Origin of the sequence: Leptolyngbya cf. ectocarpi LEGE 11479 (assembly GCF_015207065.1) — a bacterium.
GTDB classification, from domain to species: Bacteria; Cyanobacteriota; Cyanobacteriia; order Phormidesmidales; family Phormidesmidaceae; genus Leptothoe; species Leptothoe ectocarpi.
Map to the genome: position 1 here is coordinate 1 of NZ_JADEXP010000043.1, position 26,518 is coordinate 26,518.

The 26,518-nt window shown below is 51.8% G+C and carries 20 protein-coding genes and 1 pseudogene; all 21 read right to left on the reverse strand.

From position 1 onward, the window contains the following. Positions 1 to 795 (reverse strand): hypothetical protein (locus IQ260_RS07250; protein WP_322744914.1); only part of this gene is annotated, 795 nt, incomplete at its 3' end. Further along, positions 792 to 3,134, reverse strand: coding sequence for a putative baseplate assembly protein (locus IQ260_RS07255; RefSeq protein ID WP_193992201.1), 2,343 nt, complete (start codon positions 3,132 to 3,134; stop codon positions 792 to 794). The genes IQ260_RS07255 and IQ260_RS07250, both read right to left, overlap by 4 nt. Beyond that, entirely contained in the window at positions 3,131 to 5,767 is a 2,637-nt protein-coding gene (locus tag IQ260_RS07260; protein WP_193992202.1) for a baseplate J/gp47 family protein, read from the reverse strand. The genes IQ260_RS07255 and IQ260_RS07260 overlap by 4 nt, the downstream gene beginning before the upstream one ends. Next, positions 5,767 to 6,144, reverse strand: a complete 378-nt coding sequence (locus tag IQ260_RS07265) for a GPW/gp25 family protein (protein ID WP_193992203.1) — start codon at positions 6,142 to 6,144, stop codon at positions 5,767 to 5,769. The genes IQ260_RS07260 and IQ260_RS07265 overlap by 1 nt, the downstream gene beginning before the upstream one ends. Before the next feature lie 35 nt (positions 6,145 to 6,179). Then, on the reverse strand, positions 6,180 to 6,878 hold the full coding sequence (locus IQ260_RS07270; protein WP_228015665.1) for a phage baseplate assembly protein V: 699 nt from the start codon (positions 6,876 to 6,878) through the stop codon (positions 6,180 to 6,182). 18 nt (positions 6,879 to 6,896) lie between these two features. Next, on the reverse strand, positions 6,897 to 8,081 hold the full coding sequence (locus tag IQ260_RS07275) for a hypothetical protein (RefSeq protein ID WP_193992205.1): 1,185 nt from the start codon (positions 8,079 to 8,081) through the stop codon (positions 6,897 to 6,899). Positions 8,082 to 8,145: 64 nt separating this feature from the next. Further along, positions 8,146 to 8,427 (reverse strand): hypothetical protein, encoded by a 282-nt coding sequence (locus IQ260_RS07280; RefSeq protein ID WP_193992207.1) that lies wholly within the window; start codon positions 8,425 to 8,427, stop codon positions 8,146 to 8,148. Between the two features lie 73 nt (positions 8,428 to 8,500). Beyond that, positions 8,501 to 9,199, reverse strand: coding sequence for a CIS tube protein (locus IQ260_RS07285; RefSeq protein WP_193992209.1), 699 nt, complete (start codon positions 9,197 to 9,199; stop codon positions 8,501 to 8,503). 61 nt (positions 9,200 to 9,260) lie between these two features. Then, a complete protein-coding gene (locus IQ260_RS07290; protein WP_193992211.1) occupies positions 9,261 to 11,030 on the reverse strand; it encodes an eCIS core domain-containing protein in 1,770 nt (589 codons plus the stop codon). Between the two features lie 52 nt (positions 11,031 to 11,082). Further along, complete coding sequence (locus IQ260_RS07295; protein ID WP_193992213.1) at positions 11,083 to 12,888, reverse strand: eCIS core domain-containing protein; 1,806 nt, start codon at positions 12,886 to 12,888, stop codon at positions 11,083 to 11,085. Between the two features lie 69 nt (positions 12,889 to 12,957). Next, the gene (locus tag IQ260_RS07300) at positions 12,958 to 14,178 is read right to left on the reverse strand and encodes an eCIS core domain-containing protein (RefSeq protein WP_193992216.1); all 1,221 of its coding nucleotides are present in this window, start codon (positions 14,176 to 14,178) and stop codon (positions 12,958 to 12,960) included. A gap of 482 nt (positions 14,179 to 14,660) precedes the next feature. Next, on the reverse strand, positions 14,661 to 14,960 hold the full coding sequence (locus IQ260_RS07305; protein WP_193992218.1) for a hypothetical protein: 300 nt from the start codon (positions 14,958 to 14,960) through the stop codon (positions 14,661 to 14,663). Continuing rightward, positions 14,953 to 17,028 (reverse strand): ATP-binding protein, encoded by a 2,076-nt coding sequence (locus IQ260_RS07310; RefSeq protein ID WP_193992220.1) that lies wholly within the window; start codon positions 17,026 to 17,028, stop codon positions 14,953 to 14,955. The genes IQ260_RS07305 and IQ260_RS07310 overlap by 8 nt, the downstream gene beginning before the upstream one ends. Before the next feature lie 3 nt (positions 17,029 to 17,031). Next, positions 17,032 to 18,492, reverse strand: coding sequence for a DUF4255 domain-containing protein (locus tag IQ260_RS07315; protein WP_193992221.1), 1,461 nt, complete (start codon positions 18,490 to 18,492; stop codon positions 17,032 to 17,034). A 4-nt stretch (positions 18,493 to 18,496) separates the two neighbouring features. Further along, positions 18,497 to 19,576 (reverse strand): hypothetical protein, encoded by a 1,080-nt coding sequence (locus IQ260_RS07320; protein WP_193992223.1) that lies wholly within the window; start codon positions 19,574 to 19,576, stop codon positions 18,497 to 18,499. After that, complete coding sequence (locus IQ260_RS07325; protein ID WP_193992225.1) at positions 19,573 to 20,370, reverse strand: hypothetical protein; 798 nt, start codon at positions 20,368 to 20,370, stop codon at positions 19,573 to 19,575. Before IQ260_RS07325 ends, IQ260_RS07320 begins: the two co-directional genes overlap by 4 nt. Before the next feature lie 58 nt (positions 20,371 to 20,428). Then, positions 20,429 to 20,926 (reverse strand): phage tail protein, encoded by a 498-nt coding sequence (locus IQ260_RS07330; protein WP_228015667.1) that lies wholly within the window; start codon positions 20,924 to 20,926, stop codon positions 20,429 to 20,431. A 54-nt stretch (positions 20,927 to 20,980) separates the two neighbouring features. Beyond that, on the reverse strand, positions 20,981 to 23,377 hold the full coding sequence (locus IQ260_RS30895; protein ID WP_228015669.1) for a phage tail sheath family protein: 2,397 nt from the start codon (positions 23,375 to 23,377) through the stop codon (positions 20,981 to 20,983). 799 nt (positions 23,378 to 24,176) lie between these two features. Beyond that, positions 24,177 to 24,851: a response regulator transcription factor gene (locus IQ260_RS07340; RefSeq protein ID WP_193992227.1), complete on the reverse strand. Its 675-nt coding sequence runs from the start codon at positions 24,849 to 24,851 to the stop codon at positions 24,177 to 24,179. A 231-nt stretch (positions 24,852 to 25,082) separates the two neighbouring features. After that, positions 25,083 to 26,111: a formamidase gene (locus tag IQ260_RS07345; RefSeq protein ID WP_193992229.1), complete on the reverse strand. Its 1,029-nt coding sequence runs from the start codon at positions 26,109 to 26,111 to the stop codon at positions 25,083 to 25,085. 122 nt (positions 26,112 to 26,233) lie between these two features. After that, a pseudogene (locus tag IQ260_RS07350) lies at positions 26,234 to 26,518 on the reverse strand (dynamin family protein); the annotation flags it as partial.

Sequence of the window (26,518 nt, forward strand, 5' to 3'; positions counted from 1 at the left end):
CTCCCACTCTTGAGGGATACGCCAGTCATCTAAATTGGAGCGCTGGTCGGGTCGAAACAAGGGCATATCTCGCCCCGACGGGTCAACGCTAAAGCGCCCGTCAGCAAAGCTAAACGGTGTGGCAAACTGCACCGGAAACGCCGTCAGCCGATACAGATGCACATTCAGTTTGGGTATGTTGTAGCGCCCCAGGCTACCCTGCAGCTGCCGAAAGTCGGGAGTGTGGGCAAAGGCGTCAAAGGGACCGTCCAGCTGCTGCATTCGCGCTGTCGAGCGCAGATTGGCCCAGCCCCCCGGCGGCGTCACAACACTGCTAGTCGCCCCGTCGGGAAGCACCTCCGACAGCTCCGGATCCAAACCGTGCCGGGTGCGGGCCAGTCGCTTAAAACTCTCGACCACGGTGCCTTCCCAGCCGGTAATATCCTGGGTGAGGCGCTCTAGGACCACCGGAGTACCCTTACGCCGCCGATAAAAAATAGTGCGGGCTACATCTACGCGCCGTCCCCGGCGGTTGAGTTCATGGACCAGCCGGGTTCCGACTAAATCCCCTAGATAGGGAATGGCCCAATCGTCGCACAGTTCAATAAATGGGTCCTCCCACAGCCGATCGATGCTGCGTCGGCCAATCGCCGCCTGCTGGGCCAAAATAGTCACCAGGGCTCGCAAAACACCAGGGTTACTGGCCAGGCCATCCTCATCTCGATAGAACGGCGGGATCCAGTCCCAGATTTTCTCGGTGTAGTAGCGCTCAAACTGGTCTAAAGCTGGAGCTAGCGGATCGGGATGCGGGCTCATCGGGCATTGACCTCCGTAGCGGCAGTGCCTGCGATCGCAAGCTTAGAAAACAGGTCTCGGTAGCGACCCTCAGCAGCCGTAATCGCAAACGGTACCGGCACACCATCCAGGGTAATGGCACTAACGCCACAGGCACCTTCAACGGCTAAAACTGTTGCGAAAATTTGACTGCGAAACAGAGGACGCCCAATGGGAATGTTGGTCAGGGCAAATAGTCCAGTGGCCTCATTCACCAGGGCCTGACGAATCTCTTCAAGCACAAGGTCTCTAGAAAACCGGGGATCCAAGCTGACATCAATCACCAAATTAGAGGGCTGAGCCACCGCCGGACAGACCGTGAGCGGTGTGGTCGGGTCTGCCTGGCTCAATAGACTATCTGTCAGCGCCTGCACAAAATCGGGATTGGTACCATCGGCGATAAACCACACTTTGACCACCGCTCCCTGGCGGGATTCATCCCAGGCCCATCCGGCCTGGGCATTGACCACACCGCCAAATTCTCGAGCCAGCGCTTCAAAGTCTTGAATCGAAACGGCCCGACCCAGGGTAAGGGCACTGGTGGGGGCATTAAGACGAATATCTTCAGGCCGATCGCTGTCCGCCCCGCCCACCGCAGCCACCGGATTGACGACCCGACGCAGACCTTTAAAGGGTCTGGCAATTTGTGCGATCGCACCCGCTGGCGGTTTAGCCGCCCCGCCGCCAAACCGGTAAGTGGCCGTCACATTGTTGATTCCCGTCGGCAGTCGCGCCCCGGTCACCCCGTCGCCAAAGGTAATGGTTGTTTCCTGCTGATCATTTTGGCGAGCAATAAACACCTCATCCTGGGAACCAGTGCCAAAAAAGCTCACCACCTCGCGCCAGAGAATCCCATTGACCCGAATGCTCAGGGTACTGCGACGGCCAGCCGCTGGATCGCTCAGATAGGTGAGTGGTGTCTTTTGTAGCATAAATGCCTGAAACGTCTGGGTGCCATCGCCGCTGCCCAACACTTCATCCAGCACGCTCTCACCCCGACTGGCCCGCACCAGATTGCCAAATACGGTTACCGATGTCCGTAGAGGAGTAACCAATTCGGACGTATCCGTATTCAGAACAACTCGACCATTTCCCTGGGGGGCGATCAGTGTGGTTCCTCCCGCCTGCAGGCCCTGGTTATTGGCATCTTGCAACAATAATTGTCCTGATGTCGATACGTCATCAGGTAGCGGCTCTGCTAGCCCTTCAATGGGAATCCCTGGAGTTTCAAAATCCGCCTTTTTCAGCTGGGTCTTGGCCACTCTGGTCACCGTGCCAGCATTCACCAGCTGAAAATGAATTCTCAAACGAGATGGGGCAAACGTCCATGCCTCCGGTAAAAACCGATCGAGAACAATGATCGTAACCGGCAGCGTGGGGGGCGGATCTCCTGCACCCACACTGATATCCGTCCGAGATGCCGTAACCAGGTTAGCCGCAAACAGGTCGCTGCCCCGCTGAACAATCACCGGTTCTCCCTCAGCCAGTTCAGGATAAATCGCATCAAGAATAATCAGCACCGGAGCCGAGAAAAATGGGGAAATAACTGCACTCTCAGTCATCAAATTAGGCTGGGCCGTCCGCTCTGGCGTCAGCACTTCGATATCACTCAGCTGCACCGTCGGCGCAAATGCGATCTCAGGTTTAGCGGTCACCTGAACATAGCTGTTGCCATCCAGGGCTGTAATCGTGGACGTTGCCACGACTTTGCTTACCTGTAGACTGTCCGACGTCTTTACCAACACCAGCTGTTCAGCCGCCAGCCGCGCTGTCTCCAGAGCTAACAACAGCTCTTTTGGAGCAGACGGTGCGCGCATATCCGCCAGCTCCCACTCATTCAGAAACGGATGAATCGGCTGGTCTATTTCGGTTTCAAAAATTTGGGGCGGCTCTCCATCAAACGCATCGGAGCGAAAGCCGGTACGGGGCGGCAGCACAATCTGTTGTCTGCCTTCGGCAATGGCCCCTAGTACCACGGTCGCCGCCAGGGCAGGCCGGGGATAGTAGCCAATTAGCCCCACTAGCTTGTAAAGAGACGCCTGACGTACAGCCGTACGCAGATAGGTCTCATTGGCAATGCGCTCATCGTAAAAGGCCAGACTGTCTAGCACATAGGCCCACATCTCCAACAGCATAATTCCCAAATCGTTGCCTTCGCGGGCACGCCACTGAGCCAGAGCAGGATAGTTAGGAATCTTCCGCAGCATGGCCAGCCGATAGTCAGAGAACTCTGCTAGCTGTCGCGGCAGGGCGACTAGCCCCGCCGGAATCTCTGGTTTACCAGGATGAATCAGTTTGTCACAGGGGCAACAGTTAGTCATGGCGTCACCTCCTTGAGGGCGGGCTGTTGTTCTTGACGGGGCCGTAGCCGCAGCGACCCCTGTTCAGGAAATCGAGGATCGTTTCTCAGTCGAATAATCTGGTCAGTGCCCACCGCAAAAATCAGCTCGTCAAATGGTCTCCAGTCAGTGATACCTCTGGCTCGAATCCGCATTTGTTCCACACCCAGCACTCCAGGCACCGCCTGAATTGTCGCCTCCAGAGCAGACCGTTTGAGCGGAGTGCCGAAGGTAAAATTATCGGGATGGAAAAATCCCTTCTCTGGGCGAATACCAGAACGACCCAAGAGCGCCTCTCTCACCCTAGCCTGTACCTGGCCAGGATAGGCGGAAGGCTGGACACAGAAACAAATTTCCAGATCTAGATTGACATAGCGCGGATTGCGCACAAACACTTCTCTCCCCACCTGCCGCACGCAGTCCATCACATTGGTCAGCTCGGTCCGGCGCTCGGCACTCAGCTCAAAGGCGTTGAGCGGATCGGCGGTAACAAACGTACTCAGCCAGCTACCGGTCCAGCGAAAACGCGCCCCCGCCCGCTGGACCCAGGGTAGCCGCTCGGCGATTTCTGCATAGTCCTCTGGCCGCACAGCGCGAAATGTAAGTGCCCGAAACGCTTCGGGAGCCAGTTGTTTAATCGACTCTGCCGTTTCTGGATCGCGCCCGTTGGTAATCGCAAACGGATTGGTCACCGCCTCAATCACGCCGCTTAGCCCCGACGGACTGTTGGTTAACGGATCGCTGAGATTGGTAATCGTATCGGCGGGCAGATTGGCCTGGCTGCCGGGTCCCGTACGGTACCGCACCTGAAACACCGTTTGTTCATCGGGAATCTTACCAAATTCTCCATCCCCAAATCGGAGGGTAAACCCGGCCCCGCTGGCATAGTCAGTATGAGGAATCGTCTCACCCGTGCGTCGAAACCCAATCACCCGCCGCCAGGTGCCTTCTTCCAAGGTAAAGTGATCCTGAAATCGGGTGCTATCAAGCAGGGTGGACCGCCAGTGCCAAAAATCTTCTAGCGCTAGGGGATCCAGAGAAACCGCATCCACCACCTGTAGCTCAATTTCGGGCCGCAGATTCCCTCCATGGCCAAGCCAACCCAGCCCCTGAGTTTCTGTTTGCTGCAGGCTGTAGCGATAGGTAACGCTGCGCTGACACTCAAGGTCGTTTAATGGACCCTGACGCTCTATTGCTCGGGCGACCTCGTTAGGCAATATCACCTCCTCAGGCAGCGCCTCGGGTCGAATAACAAACCATTCGCGTTCGGTCTTGCCCGCTGTTGCCCAGACAATGTTGCCCCGCATCCGCAGCTCCCGCAAACACAGCTCAAACGGCAGTACTTCAGCGTCGTCCCAGCGAATCCGAGTAATCTCTAAAGGCTGGCCTCCCTCATCTAAACAGAGAGGATCGGTGGTTTGCTCAACTTCAACAATGCGCACCAAGTGACGCCGTCTAGGTACTGACGGATCAGCAGGCGTCGTCTGCAGCACCATCGGTCGCCCCTGCCAAAACTGGAGACGTTCGGTCTCATCTGTGGGAGGAATCGGCAGCTGGTCATCTGTGGGTACATGCCCCTGCAAAAACAGCTCGGTGGTCCCCACTGGCAGACAGGATTCACTCTCATCGGGGATATGCACCGACAGATCGTTCCAGGCAGCATGTACCCAAAACTGTTCAGAAATAAATTCCTCTCCTTGGGCAGCGGCAGCAGCTCTCGTTTCTGCCTCAGCTAGCAAACCGGAGCCTAGCTCAAAAGGAATGGGCGCTTTACCCTGAGCAGGTGCCCACACCAGACTGCCCGCATCGACAAAGACACCGCCAGCTGTCTCACGGACGGTTAAATCGAGCCAGGTGCTGGCGCTAAGTCCTTCGTCAATGGGGTAGTCAATCAGCCGCGCGTGGTGTCGTAGCGATCGCATCTGCGTCGCAGTTTCCAAATAAGCCTCACGACCATAGCGATCTTGGATATAGGCCAGCTCATCCCCCAGAGCCGCCATAATTTCCGCCAGCATTACCCCGGTATCAGCTTCTATAGTCTCGGCCCACCCCGGATATCGCTGGGCGGCAAAATCGAGCAGGGCGTTGCGGAAACTAACAAAATCTCGGGCCAGGTAGTCAACGGGAAAATCGATTAGCTCTTCCGGCGGACAGTCGGGGTCGGGCGGTTTGCAGTCCAGCAAACTGGGGCAGCCCTGCTTAAAGCTAAACTCCACCCCGTTAAAAAAGCGATCGATACCGGTCTCTCGCTGGCTGGGGTCAGCAGCCGAACGAATCGTTAATCGATAGATGGAAAAATCTCCCGGTTCAGCCGTTTCGATTTCTAAAACGGTGCGCGGCTGTTCATTTAAGGTTATCTGCTGATATGTAGCACTGATAATCGGCACCTGGGCTAGCCGCTCACCTCCAGAAATACTGACAATCTTCACTGTCTCGGGAGGCACCGTCGCTGGCAGATCGGCCGTCTCAATCAGAGGAGACTCTAGGGTGTCTGGCTCCACCAAAAAGAAAACCCGCAGCCGCGTCTGCTCCGCCGGATCGACCACCTGAATAAAGTCAATGCCGGTTACTACAGTCTGGTTAAGCAAAGCGGTCAGCCGGTCTTCTCCTGGCATTAGAGCGTCACCTCCAGATTCAAAAAGCGCTGTTCCTGTCGCGAGAGAATGGTGTATGCGATCGCAATCACCAGCCGTTCGTTCTCACCTTCCACCTGCACATTATCAGTCCGAATCAGCGTCCCCAGCCACGTGGTCAACGCCTGGTATACCAGAGTCTGAGCCAGCGACGCCGTCGCCGGACTGTTGGGCGCAAAGATCAGGCGTCGAATTCCGGCCCCAAAGGTTGGACGATTGATCCGCTCTCCCTGACCGGTAAACAATACCTGGCGGATCAGCTGTTGAATATAGCGCTCATAGTCCGGCTCCTGAGCCCATCGACCCAGACGAGCATCAATGGCAACGGGAAACTGAATGTGATCAGTAGGGGCTTTCATCGCTAATCTCACATCAAACAACAAATATTCAGCAACTATCCAGCCTTGACCTTAATTGACAGAAGACTAGGGGTAGGCGGCACCATGGGGGGTACAGGCGGTGCTGTTGTAGGCACACCTGGAACATGGGTATGAACCATATATGACTGCACCAGCTGGTTGAGATACTGCAACAGCTGATCGCCAAACACCACCGGATGGGTAGCATTCTCCACTAGTTCAATTTGGGGCGCTTCCACAACAACTTTTAGACTGCCCTTAACCGTGACTTTACCTTGCCGCACTTCAATGGAGACCAAATTGTTACCATTCTGATCGCTCAGGTCAATGGTCTGCTGCTGGTCGTCCAGCGTTAGCATTAGCCCCTGCTCAGTGCGGATAATCTTGACCGCAGGCGTCGCCGGTACACTGCGGTTGTTGTTGGGCACTTCCCCATCACCCCAAAAACAACCCACCCAAATCGGATAGGAGGGATCCCCTGCCTCAAACTCCACCCACACACCCGAATCCTTCTCAGGAATCATATGCAGACCCATATTATTTCCGGCATAGGGCACACAGGGCATCGCCCAGATCGGCTCCTGGTCCATCACGGCGGGTACTAGTACCTGCAGCCGTCCCCGTCCAGTAGGGTCTAGATTCTCTTTAACAATACCTCGATACTTGCCAAAAAATCGGCCTTCCATCATCTCATACATATCGCTCATGTAGCGATCGCCCGAGGACTGTGGCATGGCATGCTGTGGCATAAGTCAGCTTCCCCCCATTACATTTCGCCGTAGTTCTAGATCCATAAAGTGATCGGCTGCGTTAATCACATGGGTGGTGGTTTTAATCTGATAGGAACCGCTGTTTTCCTCTCCCAGTCCCTCCACATCCACCACATCATGAGGCATCAGTACCCCGCCTAACATATGAGCCGTTGTACTTGCCGTCGCATTCACATACCATCCCGATTCTGTAAGCGCTGCCTCTGCCCTGTTTTGCACTTCTGTTGCGCTACCGGCGGTGGTCACACAGAGATCTCGCTGCGCCTCACACTCATTGATGCGGCGTCCGTTTTGACTGATGGAGGGTTGGGGGTCACTGGCGGTAGTGGACTGTTCATTTAAGTCACTCTCGTCGATAGCGGTACCGCTAAACTGGTTAGGCTGCTCCGGATTTACGTTTAGTTGAAACGCCGTTACCGTCTGGCACTGGTCAGGTTGAACATTCACCCGCAGCACAACATTTACGGTGGGCACTAAGCTAATCAAATCGACCGGAGGTGTGGGCAGCCCGCTACTTTGAGGTCTGGGAGGAGAAGGTTTAAGATTGGCGGTTTCGTCTATGGTTAGCGACTGCCCAGTAAGATCGAGGCGATCGACTTCGCAATCGTAGCTCAGCCAGTAACACAGATTGTTTTGACGGGCAATCTGACAGACAAAGGCTTCGTTGGTAAACCGCTGGTTTAGAGTTTGCGTTGCCTGGGTAGGACCGGCTCTAGGAGCGCCGTAGAAAATGTTGGTTGCGGTAATATCGGTGGCGTCAAACGCATCTCCTAGAATAGACTGGGCCGCTGACGACGCTAGACCGCTCCAGGCTTTACGCACACACTGACGATCTAGCTCAATGCGACGGTCCTGACCATGGATTTCAAACCAGGACCCTGGACCGCCCAGGGTGATGGAACATTGAGTATGGGTGATGGGGCCTCGCACCAGACAGGTGAGCGCATCGTTGACTTCGACTGCGATCGCAATCATCTGCTCACACTGTAGTTCTGATGCTTTCATAATCATGGGCTCTTCATCCACGATGTCTTCTTGAAACCGAATAGCAAACCGGGTGGGCTCATCTAAAAACTGCTCCACCCGTACCTCGGTAATACAGTCCACCAAACGCTCAGGCAGCAGTTTGTTGTTATTGCCAGAGGTAATGATGGCACCAAACCCCATACTCTACATTCCGTTAAATGACGCCGCTCGTTTTACTACAAATCGTATGGCTGCGCTACTTTTACTATAGCTTGGCCGGAATTTGCACCGTATTGGTTTCCGCCAAGGCATCTGGCAACAGCGCATCGTTTAGCTCAGCAATACGCCAAAATCCGTTGGGATCGTTGAGATAAAAATTTGCCAGATGGTCGAGACGCTGCCCCTGCTTTCGACGATGTTCTCCCAACAACGTTTGAGCGGGCGCATCAGGAACGGCAAGGGCCATTACCCTGCGCCCCCGACGATCGGTAACCTCATAAATCTCAGCGTTGTTAGGATAGCGACTTTTAGGATCAAAAATAGCCATAACTCTATCCTGCTAAATCAGTGCGTAGGATGTGTTAGCGCAGCGTAACGCATCTGTATTTAAACATTACAAATCAAAACGGTAAGATGCCTCGAATTGCATCCAGGTTATTCGCAATGTGGGCAATCGCCAACACATCTTCTTGTAACTTAGTAAAGTTATAGGCGGCCACAGCCAAATCGGCAGTAATATCCTCCTGACACTTAAACACATCCGGCGTCAGCACCTCTAACCCCAAGGTTACCGTAGCTTGAATCGGATAGAGCGCCGGAGAAAATAAAGTCTCGTCAACGGAAAAACTGGTTACCCGCACGGGCAAAATTCTCCCCGTGCCCCACACAAAAAGCACCACCGGCACTGTCGGTCGTACGGCTCGCGCACTTGCATTTCCCGTCAGGGCCTGAGCACTGGCTACTAGATCTCCAATTAACCCCTGACTGGGCAGCGTAAGCTTTTTTAAAGCAGCCAGCCGGTCCGCCACACCTACCAGGGTAGCAACAGGATTCTCCTCTTCTAGATCATCCGTTGCGTCAATCTCTAGGGTGATATTAAAGGTTTCTTTAGGGTCAAACGGCTGTACGTTAGGAGCCTGAGCCCCTCGCTGGGTTTGGTCTACCTCAAACGGGTTCCACGGTGTTAGCGAGTGGGTAATTTTCTCTGGGTTGTACTGGAAAGGAATGACATTGGGAACAACGCCAATGATATCCTCCACCAGCTGCACCAGGGCACCTTTTTGAAATTTGGGGCTACGTTTTAATCCAGTATCAGGCATGACTATCGACCTGAAGATAAGGGGTTGGTTGAAATATTCACATCATCGTATCTTCTGATGATTAACGAGGAGCGGGATATTGCCCTCTAAAATCACCTTTGCGCCTGCACTTGTTCGCTTTATCTGTGGGAACTACTGTTTGCCATGCTGTTCCATCCCAATACGTAATCTGACTACCATCATAGTAACCAGGAAGCTGCGCTGTATCGCCAGCATGGACCCCTGCAATCACTGATCTCCACGCCGATATAATAGAACTAATGTCGACCGATTCACTGAGTAGTAGCGGACGACCTAGCCCCTTAATTTTGGATTGTAGAGAATTGCGTACTTTCCTGCCATCTAAGGGAGCCGACTTGCGATACCCCAAAATTACAGCATTAGGGAATAGCCCATGGAAAACATTAAACGCTTCTGAACAAAGTGTCGCACAGCTCGTACTAATCATTAGCTTAACGTTTTGAAATCCGCCTACTTTCTCAATGTATCGAAGATCAAATCCTTTTTCCTCAGAGCCATTAGAGAAGAGACCAGGGGCCTTGTACTGAGCAAACTGGTGTCCACGGAAGTACACAATATCTGTACGCCCCAGGTCTGGAGTATCTTTACCCGCCGAACGCTTTGCCCGCCTGCGGTGTTTTGATCCCTCTGCAGTTAGTTCAAAAGAACCGATCGAGACAGTTTCACGAGCGCCTAACTTGTTGAGATGCTTCTGAATGTCAGAGGCATAGCTGGGGTAGGCTCCGGTATATCCCCCAAAAGGTGTTCCGGCTTCTGTCCAAAGATTCATGGCTTCAGTCTTGCCAACCACCGCCGAAAGGCTGGTACGAACTTGCTTCTGTTGAGACGGAGTGGCACATCGCCACATCCATTTAAGAGAACGTACTAACGTCAGGCGAGTTTCAATATTTTTGGCGGCTATATAATTAGCAGCCTGAGTAGAGACTAAACCCTTAGTTGAGTTAAAATCAAAAGAAGAACAGAGTGGGTCTTTTGGGATCTTAGCTTTGGTGCTAGCTTCTTCCAAACATTCAAACGTTGAACCCATTGGATAACAAGCTGTTCCAGCAGGACAGTCTTGGACTAGTGGATCACAAACTTTGCGCTGAATTGTCTTGCCCTGTAAGGTTGAATCATACTTGGGGCTAATTGTTGTTCCATTGGCTGTCTGCTGAACGTAGTGAGTCAGTTCGTGGGCAAGAAGGGATTTACCGGTCGAGCTATTATAGTCAAGTGCCCCCTTACCAAAAACAATATTTCTGCCAACTGTAAACGCCCTGGCTTTCAGGCTATGGGCTAACTGCGCTGCCTCGGCTCCGGCGTGAATTCGTACCTGAGAAAAATCATGGCCAAAGCGGGGTTCCATAAAGTTTCGGGTGGTGTTTGGTAACGGCATGCCACCACTCTGGTGTAGACGACTAATACCGGTCTGGATAGTGGGTGTGACCACAGCCGCCTGTCTCGAATCTCGTTTGGGTTGTAAGATTTTTTCGTCTTCACAGGCTGTACACAGGCGCTGAATGGCTGGTTTCCCAGACGGCATTGGCACACCTCCCTCAACATTTAGTGAGTTAAATTGACGCTGTACCTGTGATTCTGGCATTCGCATCACTTGTTGAGCGACTCGGTCGGCCTCCTGTTCGTACTTATCATTGGGACTACCTAGCTTGAGCTTGGTTTGAATCGGTAAAGAGTCTATGGGAAAACCAGTTCCTGGTTTTACGTCAGTCGTGACGCGCTGACGCGTTGATACGAGGGAACGTGATCCTCGGCACTTCCTGTCAACAGCAGCCTTTTGGGGTTGGGATTTAGAGACCGATGCATAGCTCATGACAATAATTCTACTAGCGCTTTTTTGGTGTGGATTAAATCGACTGGGTTATTTACAAGCTAAAGTAGCTAAACTCTGGGGCATTATCGGGACCAATCCAAAGTAGTTTTTTGAATTGGTGCGATCGCAAATGCTTAATAGCTGAATAAGCCTGATCGCGGTTGGCACCAAAATCAACAATGACCTGAAACAGCTCACCTTGAACCTGGCTAATCACCCAGTCACTGACGTTGGGTATTCCCACTGTGACCTGCGCCAGAGCTGGATCTATGCCAAGGCTAGAGACACCCGAAATTGATGTTGTCGGCACATTGCCGTTTGCAAACGCCATGGTAAACGGTCCGATGGTGTGTAATTCAGTAATTCCATGCACAGCTAGCATTGCCATCGCCCTGCTAGCGTTGGCTGCAGAACTAAAAGTGCGGACAACACGAGCACCGCTCAACAGCCGAGTACCGCTAACAGATAAATTTGTCGGATCAATAGCCTGCACCGTCGGCGCAATTATCTGCACATTGCCTGGGTCGCGTCCTGGCTGCTGTGGGTTCTTTTGTTTGGCAGTAATGGTAGCCCCAGAGCAGGCCGCGTCATCGATCGCGACCTGAAAGCTTCCCTGATGCGTGCTTAGCGGATCATCAAACTTTTTAGAGGCTGCTAGATCACCGACGACAAAGCCAAAGGCGGCCTGCTCAACTCGTTTGCCGACCTGGGCTTCCAACTGTTTTTTACACTCATCTTCAGTGCCTGCAATCGCTCTCAGCCCCATAACAAAGGTATAGAAAGGGGCTATATGCCGCTCGTAAAGACGCTTTATTTCTGTTACGTGTTCCAGCTCACTATCACGAACTAACTGATAATACGCCTGACTACTGGGGGAGCCCTCAAGCTTTGTTGGAATCTTAGTTTTACCAACACACTGAGAAGGATTATTGAGGGTGGCCGGGCTAAGCTGACCTGTCCAGTGGTTGCCTCTAGGTGATGATGCAATATGAATTTGAGTGCCTACACGCAGCTGAAAGCTCGGGTCGTACCGACAGGTCAGCTGCCCTTGGACTAGCCCAGGTTCAATTTTGTAGGCAGCGGGTTTAATCGCCTGGCCAATATCATCAGTTCTGTCTCCTATGATTTTACCACTATCCATCAGACTTCCGTTTATCAATAGCGTTGTATGCCCGGTGGAAAGTCCTGCCTTTAAACGGTCGAGCGGATTTACCGGAATCTCAATCGGCGGTAGCCATTCGATCCTAGGTGCGCTGTTGGTAATCCATTGCTGATACGCTGCCGAATACTGGACGGCCCCAGAACTAAAGTCTCCAGTTTCCTGCCTGTATTGGTCTTCTAGATCTTTGTGCAGACCCTGTGTGGATGTAGAAAAAGGACTTCTTTGGATAAGTTGTCTAGTTTTGGTATGAACTCTAGTAAATTGTTGCCTGACAGGCCGTTTGAGAGTTTCCCTCCGACCAGCTTGGGCTATTTCACTGGCTGTTTGTTGCACGGTATGCACAAGTTCATGAGCCAGCAACCGCCTCCCAGAAGACTCAGCTGGACGAAACTCACCTTGATTGAAGAAAATATCGTGCCCTACTGTAAATGCACGGGCGTTAAGACGCTGGGAGAGCTTAGCTGACTGGGAATCAGCATGAATCTTGACGTTGCCAAAGTTATGGCCAAACCGTGGTTCCATAAACGCTCGGGTCGCAGTGGGCAAGTTTTCTCCTCCACCCTGGCGCAAACGACTGATATCGGTCTGGACGGCTGGTGTTACTAAAGGATTTTGAGACGCTAGTACCCCTTTGCTCCTCGGTTGTGCAAGCACTGCTTTCTTAGTCTGAGATTTATGGACAGCTGAATAGGTCATAACCCATAGCTCATAGCAACTGTGCGATCGCAACTCACCTGAGTCTGGCTGATAGCTCTGTGTCTAAGGCTATAGCTGAAGTTTGGGTCCACCCCCAGATGAACCGGGCAGACGCAATTCAGGTTGTCTCAACTGAAATCTAGGAACACTAGGGGCAAACTCTCCTTCTGGATCAGTAAAGAACAGCTCAACCCTGCGATTTTGACCTCTAATAGCCTCCACATTAGGTGAAAATGAACGTCCAGACGGCTCTGGAACGGCTGGTAAAGCTTCTCCAAGCGAGGATGTTGTTATTCGCGATCTGTCAATTTCACCAAGTAATGCCAATTCATTACGAACAGCATCTGCTCTTCTTTGACCGAGATCAAGGTTATATTGCTCAGTTCCTTCCAGTGAAGCATGGCCAATAATGTGGACTCGGAGTCTGGGAATAGTCGTTAGTAGGGATAAGACCCGCTCAAAGCCATCGTTACTTTCAGGTCGGCGAATTGTACTATCAAAAAAGAAGAATATCACCTCTGAAGAAATTTGAGGCGCAGCAGGTTGCGGGCGTGGCTGCCCTCTTGGCGGCTGGGGTCGAGGTATGATAACTGGCGGTATAGGCAGCGGCATCTGAGTTTTATCAATGCAGTTGCGTTTTGGCCCATCTGGCATCTGCGACGGCGGGCAACAGCTTGGAAACAATGGGTTGTTAACGGTTATCTGAACTGATGGGCAACAGTCCCGTTCACTCTCAATCACAGCACCTGATCGACAGCACTGTCCTCTAAACGTAGTTGTTCGAGCAGGGCGAAAACCAGGAGGACACCGATTTGTCCCACCTGGAGTATTCCTTTGTCCGCACAAGTCGGGAAATAGGGCGCAGGCTGCATCTACTAAATCCTTAGTGCATCCTCGCCCTATCGGCGTTTGGATACAGCAACTAATGACTTTAAGAGCTGCGGTCCGATCTCCAGCCAGAATTCTAGACAGTGCGATAAGATCCAAATTACATTCTAGATCTGGGTCTGGCAGGCTAGGTAAGGATGGCGCAGACTGTCGTTGAATAGTTCGTGGGGCAGTGTTTTGATTAACGCCTCGTTGCTGGATCACATGGGTTAACTCATGGGCGAGCAGTTGTTTGCCCTGATAGGACCCAGGCTGATATTCGCCTGTCCTGAATACGATATTATTTCCCAGGGTAAAGGCCTTTGCCTGGAATGCTCGAGCCAGCTGGCTAGCTTGACGATTGGTGTGCACCCTAACGTGGTCAAACGTCAGTCCAAATCGAGGTTCAAAAAAGGTTCGCACTGTATCTGGTAAAGCATACCCGCTCCCCTCTAAAGCAAGATTTTGATCAGATGTATGGGGTAAAGGGTGAGTTCTTTGACCTTTAGTTCTCTTAGTTTGGAGGGTATCCTCTTCACTGCACTTCGAACACAAACGCTGGATTTTGTGAGGGGACGCTTGTATTGGGTGGCGTTTTGCCTGGTTAGAAGCAATTTCAGATTTTGACGTCGAAGCTGCTGTCTGAGCATCTGGCTCAGGCATTTGCATAACGCTGTGAGCTATTCGATCAGCTTCTTGCTCATACTTATCATTCGATGCCCCAACTTTGAGCTTGGGCTGAATCTTAGGTGCTGTAGTTAATTGCGGGGTTGCCGAAAATTGTCTGGGAGCCATCCCAAACCCTGCCCAGGTGTTTTCCTGACGTGGAGCCGCTGGCCTAGTGCTTCGCCTGTTTAAAGCGACCTTATGCGATTGAGTTTGAGAAATTCTTGAATATGCCATTTCTACAAATGCCCTTTCTCTACGGCATTAATCTGGGAGGTATTCCCTCTTTGCAACGCGCTCAAAATCGATTGCGCGATCGCAACCTCCACCTCCACCTCACTGGCCCCAGCTGGCACCTCCACCCGCACATTGAGCGCCCCATACTGACCCTGCATTCCAGCTGGCAGCTGCTGTACCAGTCGCTGCGCCATGCCATTAGCAACCCGCTGTCCCACCGCCGCACTGCTGCCCGGCAGTCGCAAATTTAGCTGACCAATCTGTAGTCCGGTCCCCCGTCCAGATGTCTGACCATTACCCATTGTTCATCAACCTCCCCTTCTCTCGACTGCCCATCGAGCGGCCTTCTTTATTCAACTCTCGCTCTACACCCCGTAACAAATGGGGCATCCCTATCGCCTCTCGCTGACGACGAGCCATGAAAATCGCCGACAGTACTGCATTTTTAATCTGAGCACCTGAAAGCTCCACACCCTCCGCCAGGGTCGAAATCGTACTGTTTAACCCCTGGCAAATCTCTTGACCGCACATCTCTCCAATCACCTGAGTCCAGATCTGATACCGCTGAGATTTGTCCGGACGAGGAAAGTCCAACACGTAGCGCATCCGCCGCGTAAACGCCGGGTCGATATTTTGTTTCTTGTTGGTAGCTAGAATCACAATGCCTCGGTAGTCTTCTAGCAGCTGCAGCAGATAGCTAGTATCCGCATTGGCATGACGATCGTGAGAATCTTTAACCTCGGTGCGTTTGCTAAATAGCGAATCCGCTTCGTCAAATAACAGCACCGCATTCATCCGAGTAGCGCGGGCAAAAATTTGCCCCAGATGCTTGGCCGTTTCGCCAATATACTTACTCACCACCGTCGCTAGATCAATCCGAAACAAATCCAGCGCCAGGTCCGCCGCCAGCACCTGAGCGGCCATGGTTTTACCTGTTCCCGGTGGTCCACTGAATAACGCTACTAAACCGGTTCCCCGAGGAAATAGCCGCTGCGCCTGAGACTGTTCCCAAAATGTAGACCGCTCCTGGGCCTCAAAGATAACGTCTTCTAGTTCCTGACGCACCCTACCGGGCAGCACCAAATCATCCCAGCTAAAGGGGCAGTTCAGCAGTTGGCCCAAATTTCCCAATCGCTGCCGGGTCAGCTCACGGGCAATGGCAGCGGCGTCTTGAGGACTGGCCGGTTGTCGCTGCCCTACCGCCATGATCTCACCCACACTGAGCCGGTAGCGAGAAACCAGCGTTTCTCGCTCTGCTATCTGCCAGCTACCCGCCTCGGGAATCGCTGTGTTCCAGAGGCGGCGACGCTCCTCCAGTGTGGGAACAGGCAGCGTGACCGGGTGGTCCACCGCATGGATACAGCTGGACAGATCCTGAAAATTCTCCTCGCAGATGACAAACTGTAGTGGTGCCGGGGCAATCTGTCTAAGCCAGCTGTGGTGGAGACCGCTACCATACCAGGCTAGCGCTAGGCCTCCCATCACCGCCAGCCGCTGGGTTCGCACAAAGAAATCGGACCAGTCTGCTTCGCTAATCTGGCTAGTGTCAACGCTGAGAATCTCTAAACCAAACCGGGCGGCTACTGCCGCTGCAAATGTACGGCGCCCGCTGGCGGCAGGCCCCTTGACCAGCACTCTTACCGCTGCCTGATGCTGCAACAGCTTTTCAACGTTCTTAGCGGTCTCCTCAACCGGCCAGCTGTCTAAAGCAGGATGGGGCTGCACCGAGTTTACCCGTTCCACCAGTTCAGTATCTAGTCGTAACGTACCCTGGAGCCAGTCCACCACTGCGGCATCAACAGCCAGCGGCAACGGTTCACCAGCAGCAGCCTCTCCAGCCCGCACCAATCCCCAGATGGCTAAAGGACCTGTGGGATTCCAAAGGGACTGATAGCCATAGTCAAAGAGTCTGGCCACCAGTGTCTCGGTAGTATAGGTGCGGGCAGAATGTTGTTGCAGGTATCCGTATACCGGTCCTAGGGTGGGATCGGCTGCGATCGCAACACACCCCTGCAGCACATCCAGCTCGGGCTCGCTCAGATGAAACATTGCTGCCAGCCGTTGCAGTTTCTCATCCTGGGCAAGTTGCTGCTCTACCTGATTGATGCGGTCGTTGAGCATACCAGCTGACGTCTCGTACCAGCTGGCCTCAGCGGACGGTCGGTCACCATCGTCTAAACAGGTTTGCAAATACTGTTCAAACCCGCTGGCAGACGATATCGCCTCATGGCCCCACAGGTGGTTGAGCCAGGCTACCCGCCGCTGTGCCTTCAGCCGCACCCGCATCACGATTAATTCCAGAATTGTTAGATTAACTGCATCTGAAGCACCGATTTCTGCCATGGACCGTGAGGAGAGATTTATAACCATGGTTCAGCTCCCAAACTCCAGCCAAAAGGGTGCCGACTCGGCTCCATTGACCGTTAGCCGTAAGGGATAGGCCACCGCTTCATCTACCGGCAAGTGGGGATTGATCAGCACCTGGTTAGGAGTGGCCACCACAAACTCTCGCGGGTTGGCAGGGGGACTATCCAAAACCCGCGCATATACTTCCCCCGCCACCAGTACCTGAATCGCGTCCTCCGCTAGGTTTCCGTCAAACAGGTCAAATTCATCGCCCACCTCTATGGGAATATTACCATCGCCGTCTGGTGGGCCGTGGCTGACTAGACGGGGCGCGATCGCAAACCCAATTTCGTTACTTGTCGCCACAATCTGTTTGAGTTCGTTGTTGATCACCCGCTCTGCTGATACCGATTGCACAAACGTGCTATAAAATCCTGGCAGCACGGGCAGATCAATCGTTGTTCCATCAGGTCTCACATGGGTCAAGGTGGGCGTTAGGGTGACCTCGATGCGATCGCTGGCAAACTCGATCTGCCACCCAGGGTTTTGCGCTAAATCCACGGTAGTCTGATCCACTGGCTCATCCGGAGGCAACAGTTTTGCCCAAATGCTGTTTTTTAATACCAGATTTCGGGAGAGTCCGGCAGATAAGTGGGTCCCGCGTAACACCAGACGATTGTGACCGTCCGCCGGACTAGGCGAACTATTTAGAGTCACCTGGGCTGGCACTGCCTCAATCTGTTGTTCTGTCCCTCCATTGCGTGCGGGTAGCTGAAAATGCACCAGACTCTGGCTGCTGGCCAGGTGGGGCGTGCCCATTTGCACTAGATAAGTGCCCAGGTTAAGCACCAGACCAGGTAGGGTTTTAGGCGGCTCTGGCTCCAGCAAAATTACTCGTACTTCGTAGTAGGCGGACAGCCGCACCGTACGGGTATCTTCTGAGCCCCAGAATGCGATCGCATCTTCTGGAGATATCGGTCGTAAAATCACCTCAATGCTGTTATCCCTACCTGCTAGCTCGGTATCGGCCAAAAATATCTTTTCTTGCGGCATTCCCATCTCGTCAACATAGGCAATCCGGGTTTGGTCGGTGATGACCGGAAAATCATGAAACGTCTTGAGCGCGTACCCCATCAGCCGCTGTTGCTGTTCAGCGCCAAACTGAGGATCGACTTCTGGCCCGATCTCATGGTGAGATGTCAAAATATAAAACAAATTAAGGGCCATGGGGGTTTTGGCCACATTGGGTATATCACTGCCGGGGCCAAGCGCATTTTTATAGTACGCATCCTCTGCCACGTGGTAGAGATAGAAATTTAGCTGATTCGACGGATTTTCCACTTTTTCCGGTGGAATAGCAGTCACCTGCAGCTCTGAACCCGGTGGCGCAATAGCCGGATCTAGGGACGGCTCGATATTCTTGATGATGTTATACATCAACAGGTCCGTGAGCGTTCTGGTTACCTTGTACAGATCGAGCAGTGCCATGGGACTATCGCTGCCTCAAACTAAATCGCAGATTGGGCCGGACTCCTGTGCGTAATGGGCCAATCACAGAGACTGAGGCCGCCGTCAGCGGACCTGGGCGAGATGCTGTCACGACCGCAGGCGACTGGGGAACCACCTCAACATTGATCCGACCAATCACGACCGCCGGGGGTAAGGGATCACTCATAGGAACAGCCGCCTCAAACTCCGTAGCGTCTTCCCTAGGTGCCAGTGGTTCTAGCCTGGATGCCGGACGATCTGGCCTCGCAATACGAGAATAAATGTTATTAGGGACAACCGGCTCTGTGGACTGAGGATTGGCAGGTTCAATATCAGACCGCCTGCTATGGGGGACCCTAGTAGGCGAGGCATCAGTCTGCTCAGACTGTTCGGAAACCTCACGCCCCACAGATGGCACCTCTACTACAGATGCTCTGACAGGTCTTGGCTTTATAGATATGGGATCTGTAAATATAGGACCTACGGAGGTAACAGATTGGGGAGTACTGCTTACCATAGGTATATCGGTTTCCGAGGAGGCGGTCTGCGACTGGCGTACAACAGGATCAACGGGCACAGCTGACTCCGAGGGCACAGCAGACTCCGACTCCAGCCGATTTAACGGACGTCCAGGTGGATCAAACTGCTCGGGAGTTGCAAAAAGAGGCTCAGGGCGATTATCCTGGCTGCTTTGATCAGCTGACTTGGGCACAGCTGACCGGGCCTGAGCCTCCTCAGAGGTGCTATCGGTCTTTAGCACATGAGTAGTTGGATTAGGTGCCACCGGGGGAGTAGGCGGTGAGATACTTGGCCCTGTCATTTTTCGCTGTATAGTGGCTGATAATTTAGAAATCGGGCTTTCTGTCGCATGATCAAAGAGAGAATCGGAGGCGGCAGGTTCGCTTTCCTCCAATGCCCAGCTATCCGTATCCGGCAAACTTGTTCCAGCAGGATCAAAGCCGTCCATACCCAGGCGCTGATCCTGCTCGGCAATGGGTGATTGACTACGCACAAACGGTCGCAGCGTCGGCGACGTTTGAAGAGACTGAGATCGCATCACAAGACGATTCAAATATCTGCTCATAGCCGTCTCCTTTGCTGTCCGCGCGTTTCTGCCTCGATCAGTCGCACAAAGGTTTGCCGTTCCTCCCGTGGCAAATTTAAAATCTCTTGATGTCCCCAGCCATAGGCCATAGCAATGCGATGAATCTCTCTAGTCAGAAATCGTTGTTCAAAGGCAAGAGACTGTAGCACATAGGTTTGGATATCAAACCGTACGGTCTGGGCTGTGGTGCAGTGGGGACATTGGGCATCTAGGTCTAAATCAAGCACTGGTCCCACTTCTTCCATGGCAGCCTGTAAGCTATCTGACTCTGCCATGGGCTCTCCGTGTACCATACAGCGCTTTAGCAATGTGGTTACTGCCTGCTCTGGCTCCAGACCAATTAAGGTATTGCGATCGCTAAGCGTCGGCAATCGAAATCGTCGTCCGTCGTCCAGGGTATAGATACCGTCACTGTCTGGCCCAGTCGCTTTTGTCGGTGTGATGGCGTTAAGTTTTGCCATTAGATCACGCAAAGAAAAGGCCAGCTCAAATGAATCACCACAGGCATGACAGGCGACGGTGCTCTCTACCTGTTCTCCAAAATAATTGAGGTAAAGGGCGGCAAAGATGCGATCGCAATCACACACCGCTAGCTTTTCAGCACTCCCTGATGTCACGGCGGTCCCAGGCACCGATACCAATAACCGGTCTAGAAATGCCATACTCTCGATGGTGTCCACCCCGCCGATCGATGCCTCGTCATGGCCACATAGAGGTCGGAGGCAGGCCCATCTCCCTCCTTTTAGCCCTGGGTTGAGTTCAACCTGCAGCATATAAGACCCATATACGAGAGCAATACGTTCAAGCGATACAGACTATCACCACTGCAGCCTAGGTTTCAGCCACTTCGGCAATCGCCTCATCGCGTTCAAACCCTTCGTTCTGTAAAATGATTGTTTCAAATGCGATCGCATTTGCATTCGCATCCAGTTCCGGCAGTGCCGTGTACTCCGACACCCAGCAGCGAAACACGTTATACCGCTTTACTACCGTTCCCTGTAAATTCAACATTTCAATTGAAATATTCTTACGCAGACCTGCTAGCGACACAGCCCCGTCCCCCTCGGTGCTATAGACCAAATTTGCCCAGGCTTCAAATTCTGGCGCAAAGGTAATGCCTCGCTCCAGGGTAATCGGATCAAACTTAGACGATGCTGGCGAGTGCCGGGGAGTGCTCACATCACCCCCTTCCCGGTGACTGACAACCTCTGTTGTGCGCTTGAGGGCACTGACCTTACTCACCCCGGCAACAACCTGACCATCCCATGCCACGCGGAACTTAAAATTTTTATACGGATCAATGCGACTGGTATTCACCGAAAATTGCATAATGGTGTTCCTCTACTGTTCAACTGGCGTTCTTGCTAAAACTAGTCAGAGCGCCTACGTCTGCACCTGTCCAGCCATTTGCTGCAGGGTAATGATGACAAATTCCGCCGGTCTTAGGGGCGCAAAACCGACAACAACATTGACAATACCTAAGTTGATATCATTCTGAGTGGTGGTTTCAGAATCAACTTTGACAAAGTAAGCATCCCTCGCCTTTTGTCCCTGAAAGGCTCCCTGTCGGAAGAGATTATTCATAAAGGCCCCCGCCGCTAGTCGAATCTGCGCCCACAGAGGTTCATCATTGGGCTCAAATACGGCAAATTTTAGCCCCCGAAATAAACTCTCTTCAATAAACAACGCAATACGCCGCACGGGCACATAGCGATAGTCCGCATTGGCATTATCATTAGAACCATCCATGGTGCGCGCTCCCCAGCTAACAATGCCGGTTGGGAAACTGCGAATTGCATTGACCGCCTCGGGATTAATAATGCCATTTTCAGGGTCGGACATTGAATGTTCGAGCGCACGCACCCCACGCAGGTCTGCTTCTAGCCCCGCTGGCGCCTTCCATACCCCTCGATTAGAATCAGTCCGAGCCATCACCCCAGCCATAGAACCAGACGGGTCAATCGTTCGTAATCCGCCGCCGATATTGGGAATCTGTACCCTGGGCCAGTATATGGCGGCATGGTCTTTGACCACACCGTTGCGTAGCTGAGTAATTTCACTGTCCACATCATTAACGGTTTCCCAGGTGCTGCGCGGGTCTACAAGCAAAAACGCTCGCCGATTGAGACAAAAATTACTGGCTAAGCCCCAAAGTGCTTCCCGTTGGGGGTCAGACTGTCCTGCTGCCCGAGGCAGAATCAGTAGATTAAAGATATCGACATCGCGGTCTATGCCGTTAAATGCAGCCTGATAATCTTGAGAGCTGGGAATTCCCCCCGGTGTTCCATTCATCCCGGGACCTTGAAAGTCTCCTGACCCAGTTGTTCCCAGACTGTAAGAAAGCACATTTGCCGTTGAAGGTGTGGGATCAAAAAACTGAGCATCTGCTCCCAAGTCGTAAGCCCCGTCGCTAACAAGCGTGGCTGTCGCATCCGAATTTTTATCCCCAAACAAGGGCCGCAGTACTAGGCGATAGCCCTGAAGTGACGCATTCCAAACAGGCTGGCCATCAGCATCTTGGGCATTCGCATTGATTGAGTCAGCCAGTATTTGAAGATTCTGACGGACATTCAACAGCGACCCTAACCCCGGATTAGCCGCAACATCATAGACCGTTCCTTGAGAAAAAGGAGTGCCAGCAAACGTTGGCGAATCAGTATGGGGAGAGAATCCGCTAGCATCGCTCAAGGTCCACATGCCCAATGCGTTGGTATCGGCAAACGTAGACAGCGCCTCTACAGAGGCAGGGGATGTGCCCAAGCGGGCAAAGAATCCCGTTATCGCCGGACGTAATACCCCATAGCCAGCTATTTCTAGACCACCCTGGGCCGTACCTAGCTGCAATGCAACGGTGGCATTATTGGCAGCAGCGGGCTGAATTGCGACCGAGCCCCCAGGCTTTGGCGTATCGTCGGTGTTGGTACTACGAATTTCTAAATATCGACTAGAAGTTAGCCCATTGGGTACTAACCCAATACTTACCTTCCTTGAAAATGGCGTTAGCGCCATATTGATCCTATCTTCAACGAGTGAAAACGGATTTTCAGCAGGTGCAAAAGAATCAGGCAAAACTACCGGAATTAATGGAGAGCCATCCACCGAGATCTGAATGCTATTGGTTGTCGAGCTTAGCAAACTGGACAGCGTTGCATTGGCTGTGTCATCCGCCTCAAATAACAAGCCAGACAGAGACAATCCCTCACTCGGCGTGAGAGCGTCCTCCACATCTATCCGAATGAGTTCTGATTGCTGATTAACAATGGTTTCCACATAGTTTCCACTGGAGGGATCCATGCTCAACCCAGAAAATCTTTCATCTGTTTCAATCTGCACCACACCAAACGTATTCGTCACCGGGCGAAATACGCGCAGATTAAAGGTCTCCTCGGGCTGGGTCGTGTCGTAGTCAACCTCTAGTTGAATCAAATTACCATCAGGCCCCGCCTCACAAGCGGTCACTGCCATCACAGGCGTTCCCGCTTCATTCTCCAGCTGCACACTAGCAGCTGCAGCATTATTGGCAATTCGAGTAATCCAGGCTTCCTGCCCGCCATTAAGAAAGAACTGACTCACCTGATCCGTCATTTCACTGGCGGCTGTATCAGTACCAAATCTCCGTTGATAGTCAGGAAAGCTAAGAACGCGAGTGGGGGTGTTGAGCTTCCCTCGCTGAATCATTCCGACAAAGGCGGCAACTGATGTTGAAACTCCGGTAATTGTTCGTACACCAGAGGGGATCTCTTGGATATAAACCCCAGGGTAGCTGACTTGAACAGGCATAGGATTATCTCCAGTGAAGGGTTTGAATAATTGGTTAGCTATGTATTATGTTGTTATCGCCTTATTTCATAATGTTGTAACAAAAAGACCTGAATAACAGATGCTCACCCTGCACTAGCCACTATTTTCTTTGCATAAAACAAAAAGCCTAAGACGTTGATTGGCTTTATTCCTTTTTTAGAGCAATCTTGCTAACTGCCTAAGCAAAGATTAAACGCTACCAAGTCAGAATTATACTCTACGCATCAAGAGGCGATTTACAGGCACTTTACTAAGTTAAAAATTGCAAGCGTTCTTAACACCGCTTCAAATTCCTGATAGTGTCAGTATTTTGTTTGAAGAGAAATTTGTTTGAAGAGAAAAACAATAAAATACCCGTAGATCGAGTTTCGACACCCTTAAATATCCGGTCTGCAGGCATAAGCTGTAGCGTTATCAGACCAAATTAACTGTAGCAAAAATACTTTAAACGACAGCAGCACCCAACATAACTATCAAAACCCTTTCTCACATTCTAAATGCCTAATTAGAGATATGTTGAAACCCATCAGGGAACAACTATAATTCTCTCATAAAACCATTAGAGAAAATATTGATAACACGGTTGAGTGCTGCTTTTGTTTTGACGAGACAGATTCTTGAGATTCAGCTATACCAACCTCCTCAGCTCTTGTGAGCCTTGTGACTTTATTCTGTCAGGTTATCTGTCAGGGGAGCTATTCGCCCCACACACACTATAGATCTCACCAGTAATAGTTGGGGTACATGAGATGAAAGTTCACACTTAATAAAGTGCTGCTTACATTTCCTGCAGCCGATATCCAATACCGTGAACAGTTTCGATCAGCGTTTTGGGGGCTCCAGCCATTTTTAGTTTGTTACGAAGACCTTTGATATGGGCTTTAACAGTCTCCTCATCCGGTGGGCTCTTCATAGACCAAAGAGACTCTAATATAAATGAACGACTCAGTACCCGTCGTCCATTACGCATTAACAACTCTAGAATCGAAAATTCTTTTGGTGTCAGCCGTAGGGGCTGCTTGTTATAGCTAACCTCATAGGTGTTGGGATCCAGGCTAAGGTTTCCCCAGCTCAGTGCCATGGGTGATGGCGAACTACCCCGACGTAGCAATGCCCGAATCTGAGCCAGCAGTTCAGCCAGGTCAAACGGCTTAACCATATAGGCATCGGCCCCAGAATCTAGCCCCAGCACCTTATCCTGACTGGTATCTCTGGCCGTCAGCATCAGCACCGGTAGCCCATAACCACGACTACGCATCCGTTGGCACAGCTGAATCCCATCTAGATAAGGTAATGTCACATCCAGCAGCGTGAGGTCATAATCCATCAGCTGCATCTGACACCAGCCAGACTCGCCATCTTTGACAGTATCCACCCTGTAGTTCTGGGCTTCTAAGATATCTGTCAAAGAGTCTGCTAGTTGCATATCGTCTTCAACTAACAGAAGCCGCATTGGAATGTGCCCATAATTTACTCACCGTGTAAATACGTAAATACAGTTTGCTCAGCTACTACACAGAATGACTAAAGAGCTGCGTCTATGTTGTGTAATTACATACATTCACTACTGAAAACATCTAAAGATTTGTCATGATTTTAAGCACTCTCTGACAAGTAAGCCCTACAGCTAAGGGACTAGCTATAGGGCTTGAGGAGTATACGACGGGCTAGTTTTGCCAGGGTTTTACTGAGCCTTGCTTAAAATAGCTGAGGACAGTTCTTCTCCCTGATATTCACGAGTGGGGGCCGCAAACCCACAGGATGTCCCATCGGTATAAACAACATTGTCTTCCCAAGGTAAACGATAATTGCCTGCCACCATATCTTTCATATAGGTATAGGGACAATCTTGAGCACCCCCTTTGACAGCCACATACCCTCGGTGACCAAACTGGTAAATATTATTCTCCACAGACCAGTGTTGACGGGCTTCGCGCACCAGGTCAGGACGGACTTCAGCTGTAATGATTTCATTGGGGCGATGGCTGCCCATGACTAAAGCCTCGCCGTCAAAGTTGACGATCATGCCCTCACCCATGGAGTCAAAGGTGCCGTCGGTGCCACACATACAGACCGAGGCCGTCACGATTAAATTGCAAAAGGCATTGCTCTGATTGGTGACCCGCCAGCTATGACGGATCGGAGCCGTATAGCCTGCGGTGCGAATCATGATCTCGGCCCCTTTATAGGCACACTCTCTTGCCATCTCGGGAAACATGCCATCATGACAAATAATCAGAGCCAGCTTACTGCCGTTGGGACCATCGCAGACGGGAATACCGATATTGCCAGGTTCCCAAGGTTCTACCGGTACCCAGGGATGCAGCTTACGATAGTAGAGTTTTAAGTCTCCTTTATCGTCAATAATGATGCCGCTGTTATAGGGGTTACCGTCAGGATTAAACTCCATGATCGAGAAACATCCCCAGATTTGATTGTCGATACAGGCCTGGCGGAATGCGGCTACTTCCGGTCCATCCAGCTTGCACATGATGTCCGGATTGGTATCCATTGACAGCCCGTGCAGCGAATATTCTGGAAATACGACTAGATCCATCGTCGGCATATTGCGGCGGGCTTTAGCGACCATGTCACAAATACGCTGGGTTTGAGTTGCCAGGTCATCGGGGGTTACGACGTTGGGCAGCTGCAGCTGCACCATACCCAGTACCACACCATTTGGAGTTTTATTGAGTCCACCCAGTCCGCTCATGGTTATCTTCCTACTATAAAAGAGCAGTCTTTAGGGTAGAGAAACGGTGGTTTTTTTTCTGTGACAATTGCTGCAAGTAGAGATTTATACATTTTTCGCGTTCATGCACATTGATCGCAACCTTAAACCATCCCTTGTAACGTGGTCAGCTCCTTCTGAATACTGTCTTCTAATGCTTTGAGTCGCTCCACTGTCTGCTCGCGATTAATCTCATTTTGCTGTTTTTTCTCCACCAGGCTACTGAGTTCCAATCGCCGGGCGGCAATGTCTCCACTAATGCGCTCAATCGCTCGCTCTTCGTAGGTGCCAAAACACTCTTGCACAGCCTTGTAAATGGGCTGCCACTGGTCCGCTGCAATCTGAGGCAAGTGTTTTACAAACTCTTTGCGGGTGGCTTTGATAAACTC

What these genes read in the sequence shown, in the direction of transcription:
- IQ260_RS07255 (WP_193992201.1), bottom strand. Translation starts at nt 3,134, where the DNA reads ATGACTAACTGTTGCCCCTGTGACAAACTGATTCATCCTGGTAAACCA.
- IQ260_RS07260 (WP_193992202.1), bottom strand. Translation starts at nt 5,767, where the DNA reads ATGCCAGGAGAAGACCGGCTGACCGCTTTGCTTAACCAGACTGTAGTA.
- IQ260_RS07265 (WP_193992203.1), bottom strand. Translation starts at nt 6,144, where the DNA reads ATGAAAGCCCCTACTGATCACATTCAGTTTCCCGTTGCCATTGATGCT.
- IQ260_RS07270 (WP_228015665.1), bottom strand. Translation starts at nt 6,878, where the DNA reads ATGCCACAGTCCTCGGGCGATCGCTACATGAGCGATATGTATGAGATG.
- IQ260_RS07275 (WP_193992205.1), bottom strand. Translation starts at nt 8,081, where the DNA reads ATGGGGTTTGGTGCCATCATTACCTCTGGCAATAACAACAAACTGCTG.
- IQ260_RS07280 (WP_193992207.1), bottom strand. Translation starts at nt 8,427, where the DNA reads ATGGCTATTTTTGATCCTAAAAGTCGCTATCCTAACAACGCTGAGATT.
- IQ260_RS07285 (WP_193992209.1), bottom strand. Translation starts at nt 9,199, where the DNA reads ATGCCTGATACTGGATTAAAACGTAGCCCCAAATTTCAAAAAGGTGCC.
- IQ260_RS07290 (WP_193992211.1), bottom strand. Translation starts at nt 11,030, where the DNA reads ATGAGCTATGCATCGGTCTCTAAATCCCAACCCCAAAAGGCTGCTGTT.
- IQ260_RS07295 (WP_193992213.1), bottom strand. Translation starts at nt 12,888, where the DNA reads ATGACCTATTCAGCTGTCCATAAATCTCAGACTAAGAAAGCAGTGCTT.
- IQ260_RS07305 (WP_193992218.1), bottom strand. Translation starts at nt 14,960, where the DNA reads ATGGGTAATGGTCAGACATCTGGACGGGGGACCGGACTACAGATTGGT.
- IQ260_RS07310 (WP_193992220.1), bottom strand. Translation starts at nt 17,028, where the DNA reads ATGGTTATAAATCTCTCCTCACGGTCCATGGCAGAAATCGGTGCTTCA.
- IQ260_RS07315 (WP_193992221.1), bottom strand. Translation starts at nt 18,492, where the DNA reads ATGGCACTGCTCGATCTGTACAAGGTAACCAGAACGCTCACGGACCTG.
- IQ260_RS07320 (WP_193992223.1), bottom strand. Translation starts at nt 19,576, where the DNA reads ATGAGCAGATATTTGAATCGTCTTGTGATGCGATCTCAGTCTCTTCAA.
- IQ260_RS07325 (WP_193992225.1), bottom strand. Translation starts at nt 20,370, where the DNA reads ATGCTGCAGGTTGAACTCAACCCAGGGCTAAAAGGAGGGAGATGGGCC.
- IQ260_RS07330 (WP_228015667.1), bottom strand. Translation starts at nt 20,926, where the DNA reads ATGCAATTTTCGGTGAATACCAGTCGCATTGATCCGTATAAAAATTTT.
- IQ260_RS30895 (WP_228015669.1), bottom strand. Translation starts at nt 23,377, where the DNA reads ATGCCTGTTCAAGTCAGCTACCCTGGGGTTTATATCCAAGAGATCCCC.
- IQ260_RS07340 (WP_193992227.1), bottom strand. Translation starts at nt 24,851, where the DNA reads ATGCGGCTTCTGTTAGTTGAAGACGATATGCAACTAGCAGACTCTTTG.
- IQ260_RS07345 (WP_193992229.1), bottom strand. Translation starts at nt 26,111, where the DNA reads ATGAGCGGACTGGGTGGACTCAATAAAACTCCAAATGGTGTGGTACTG.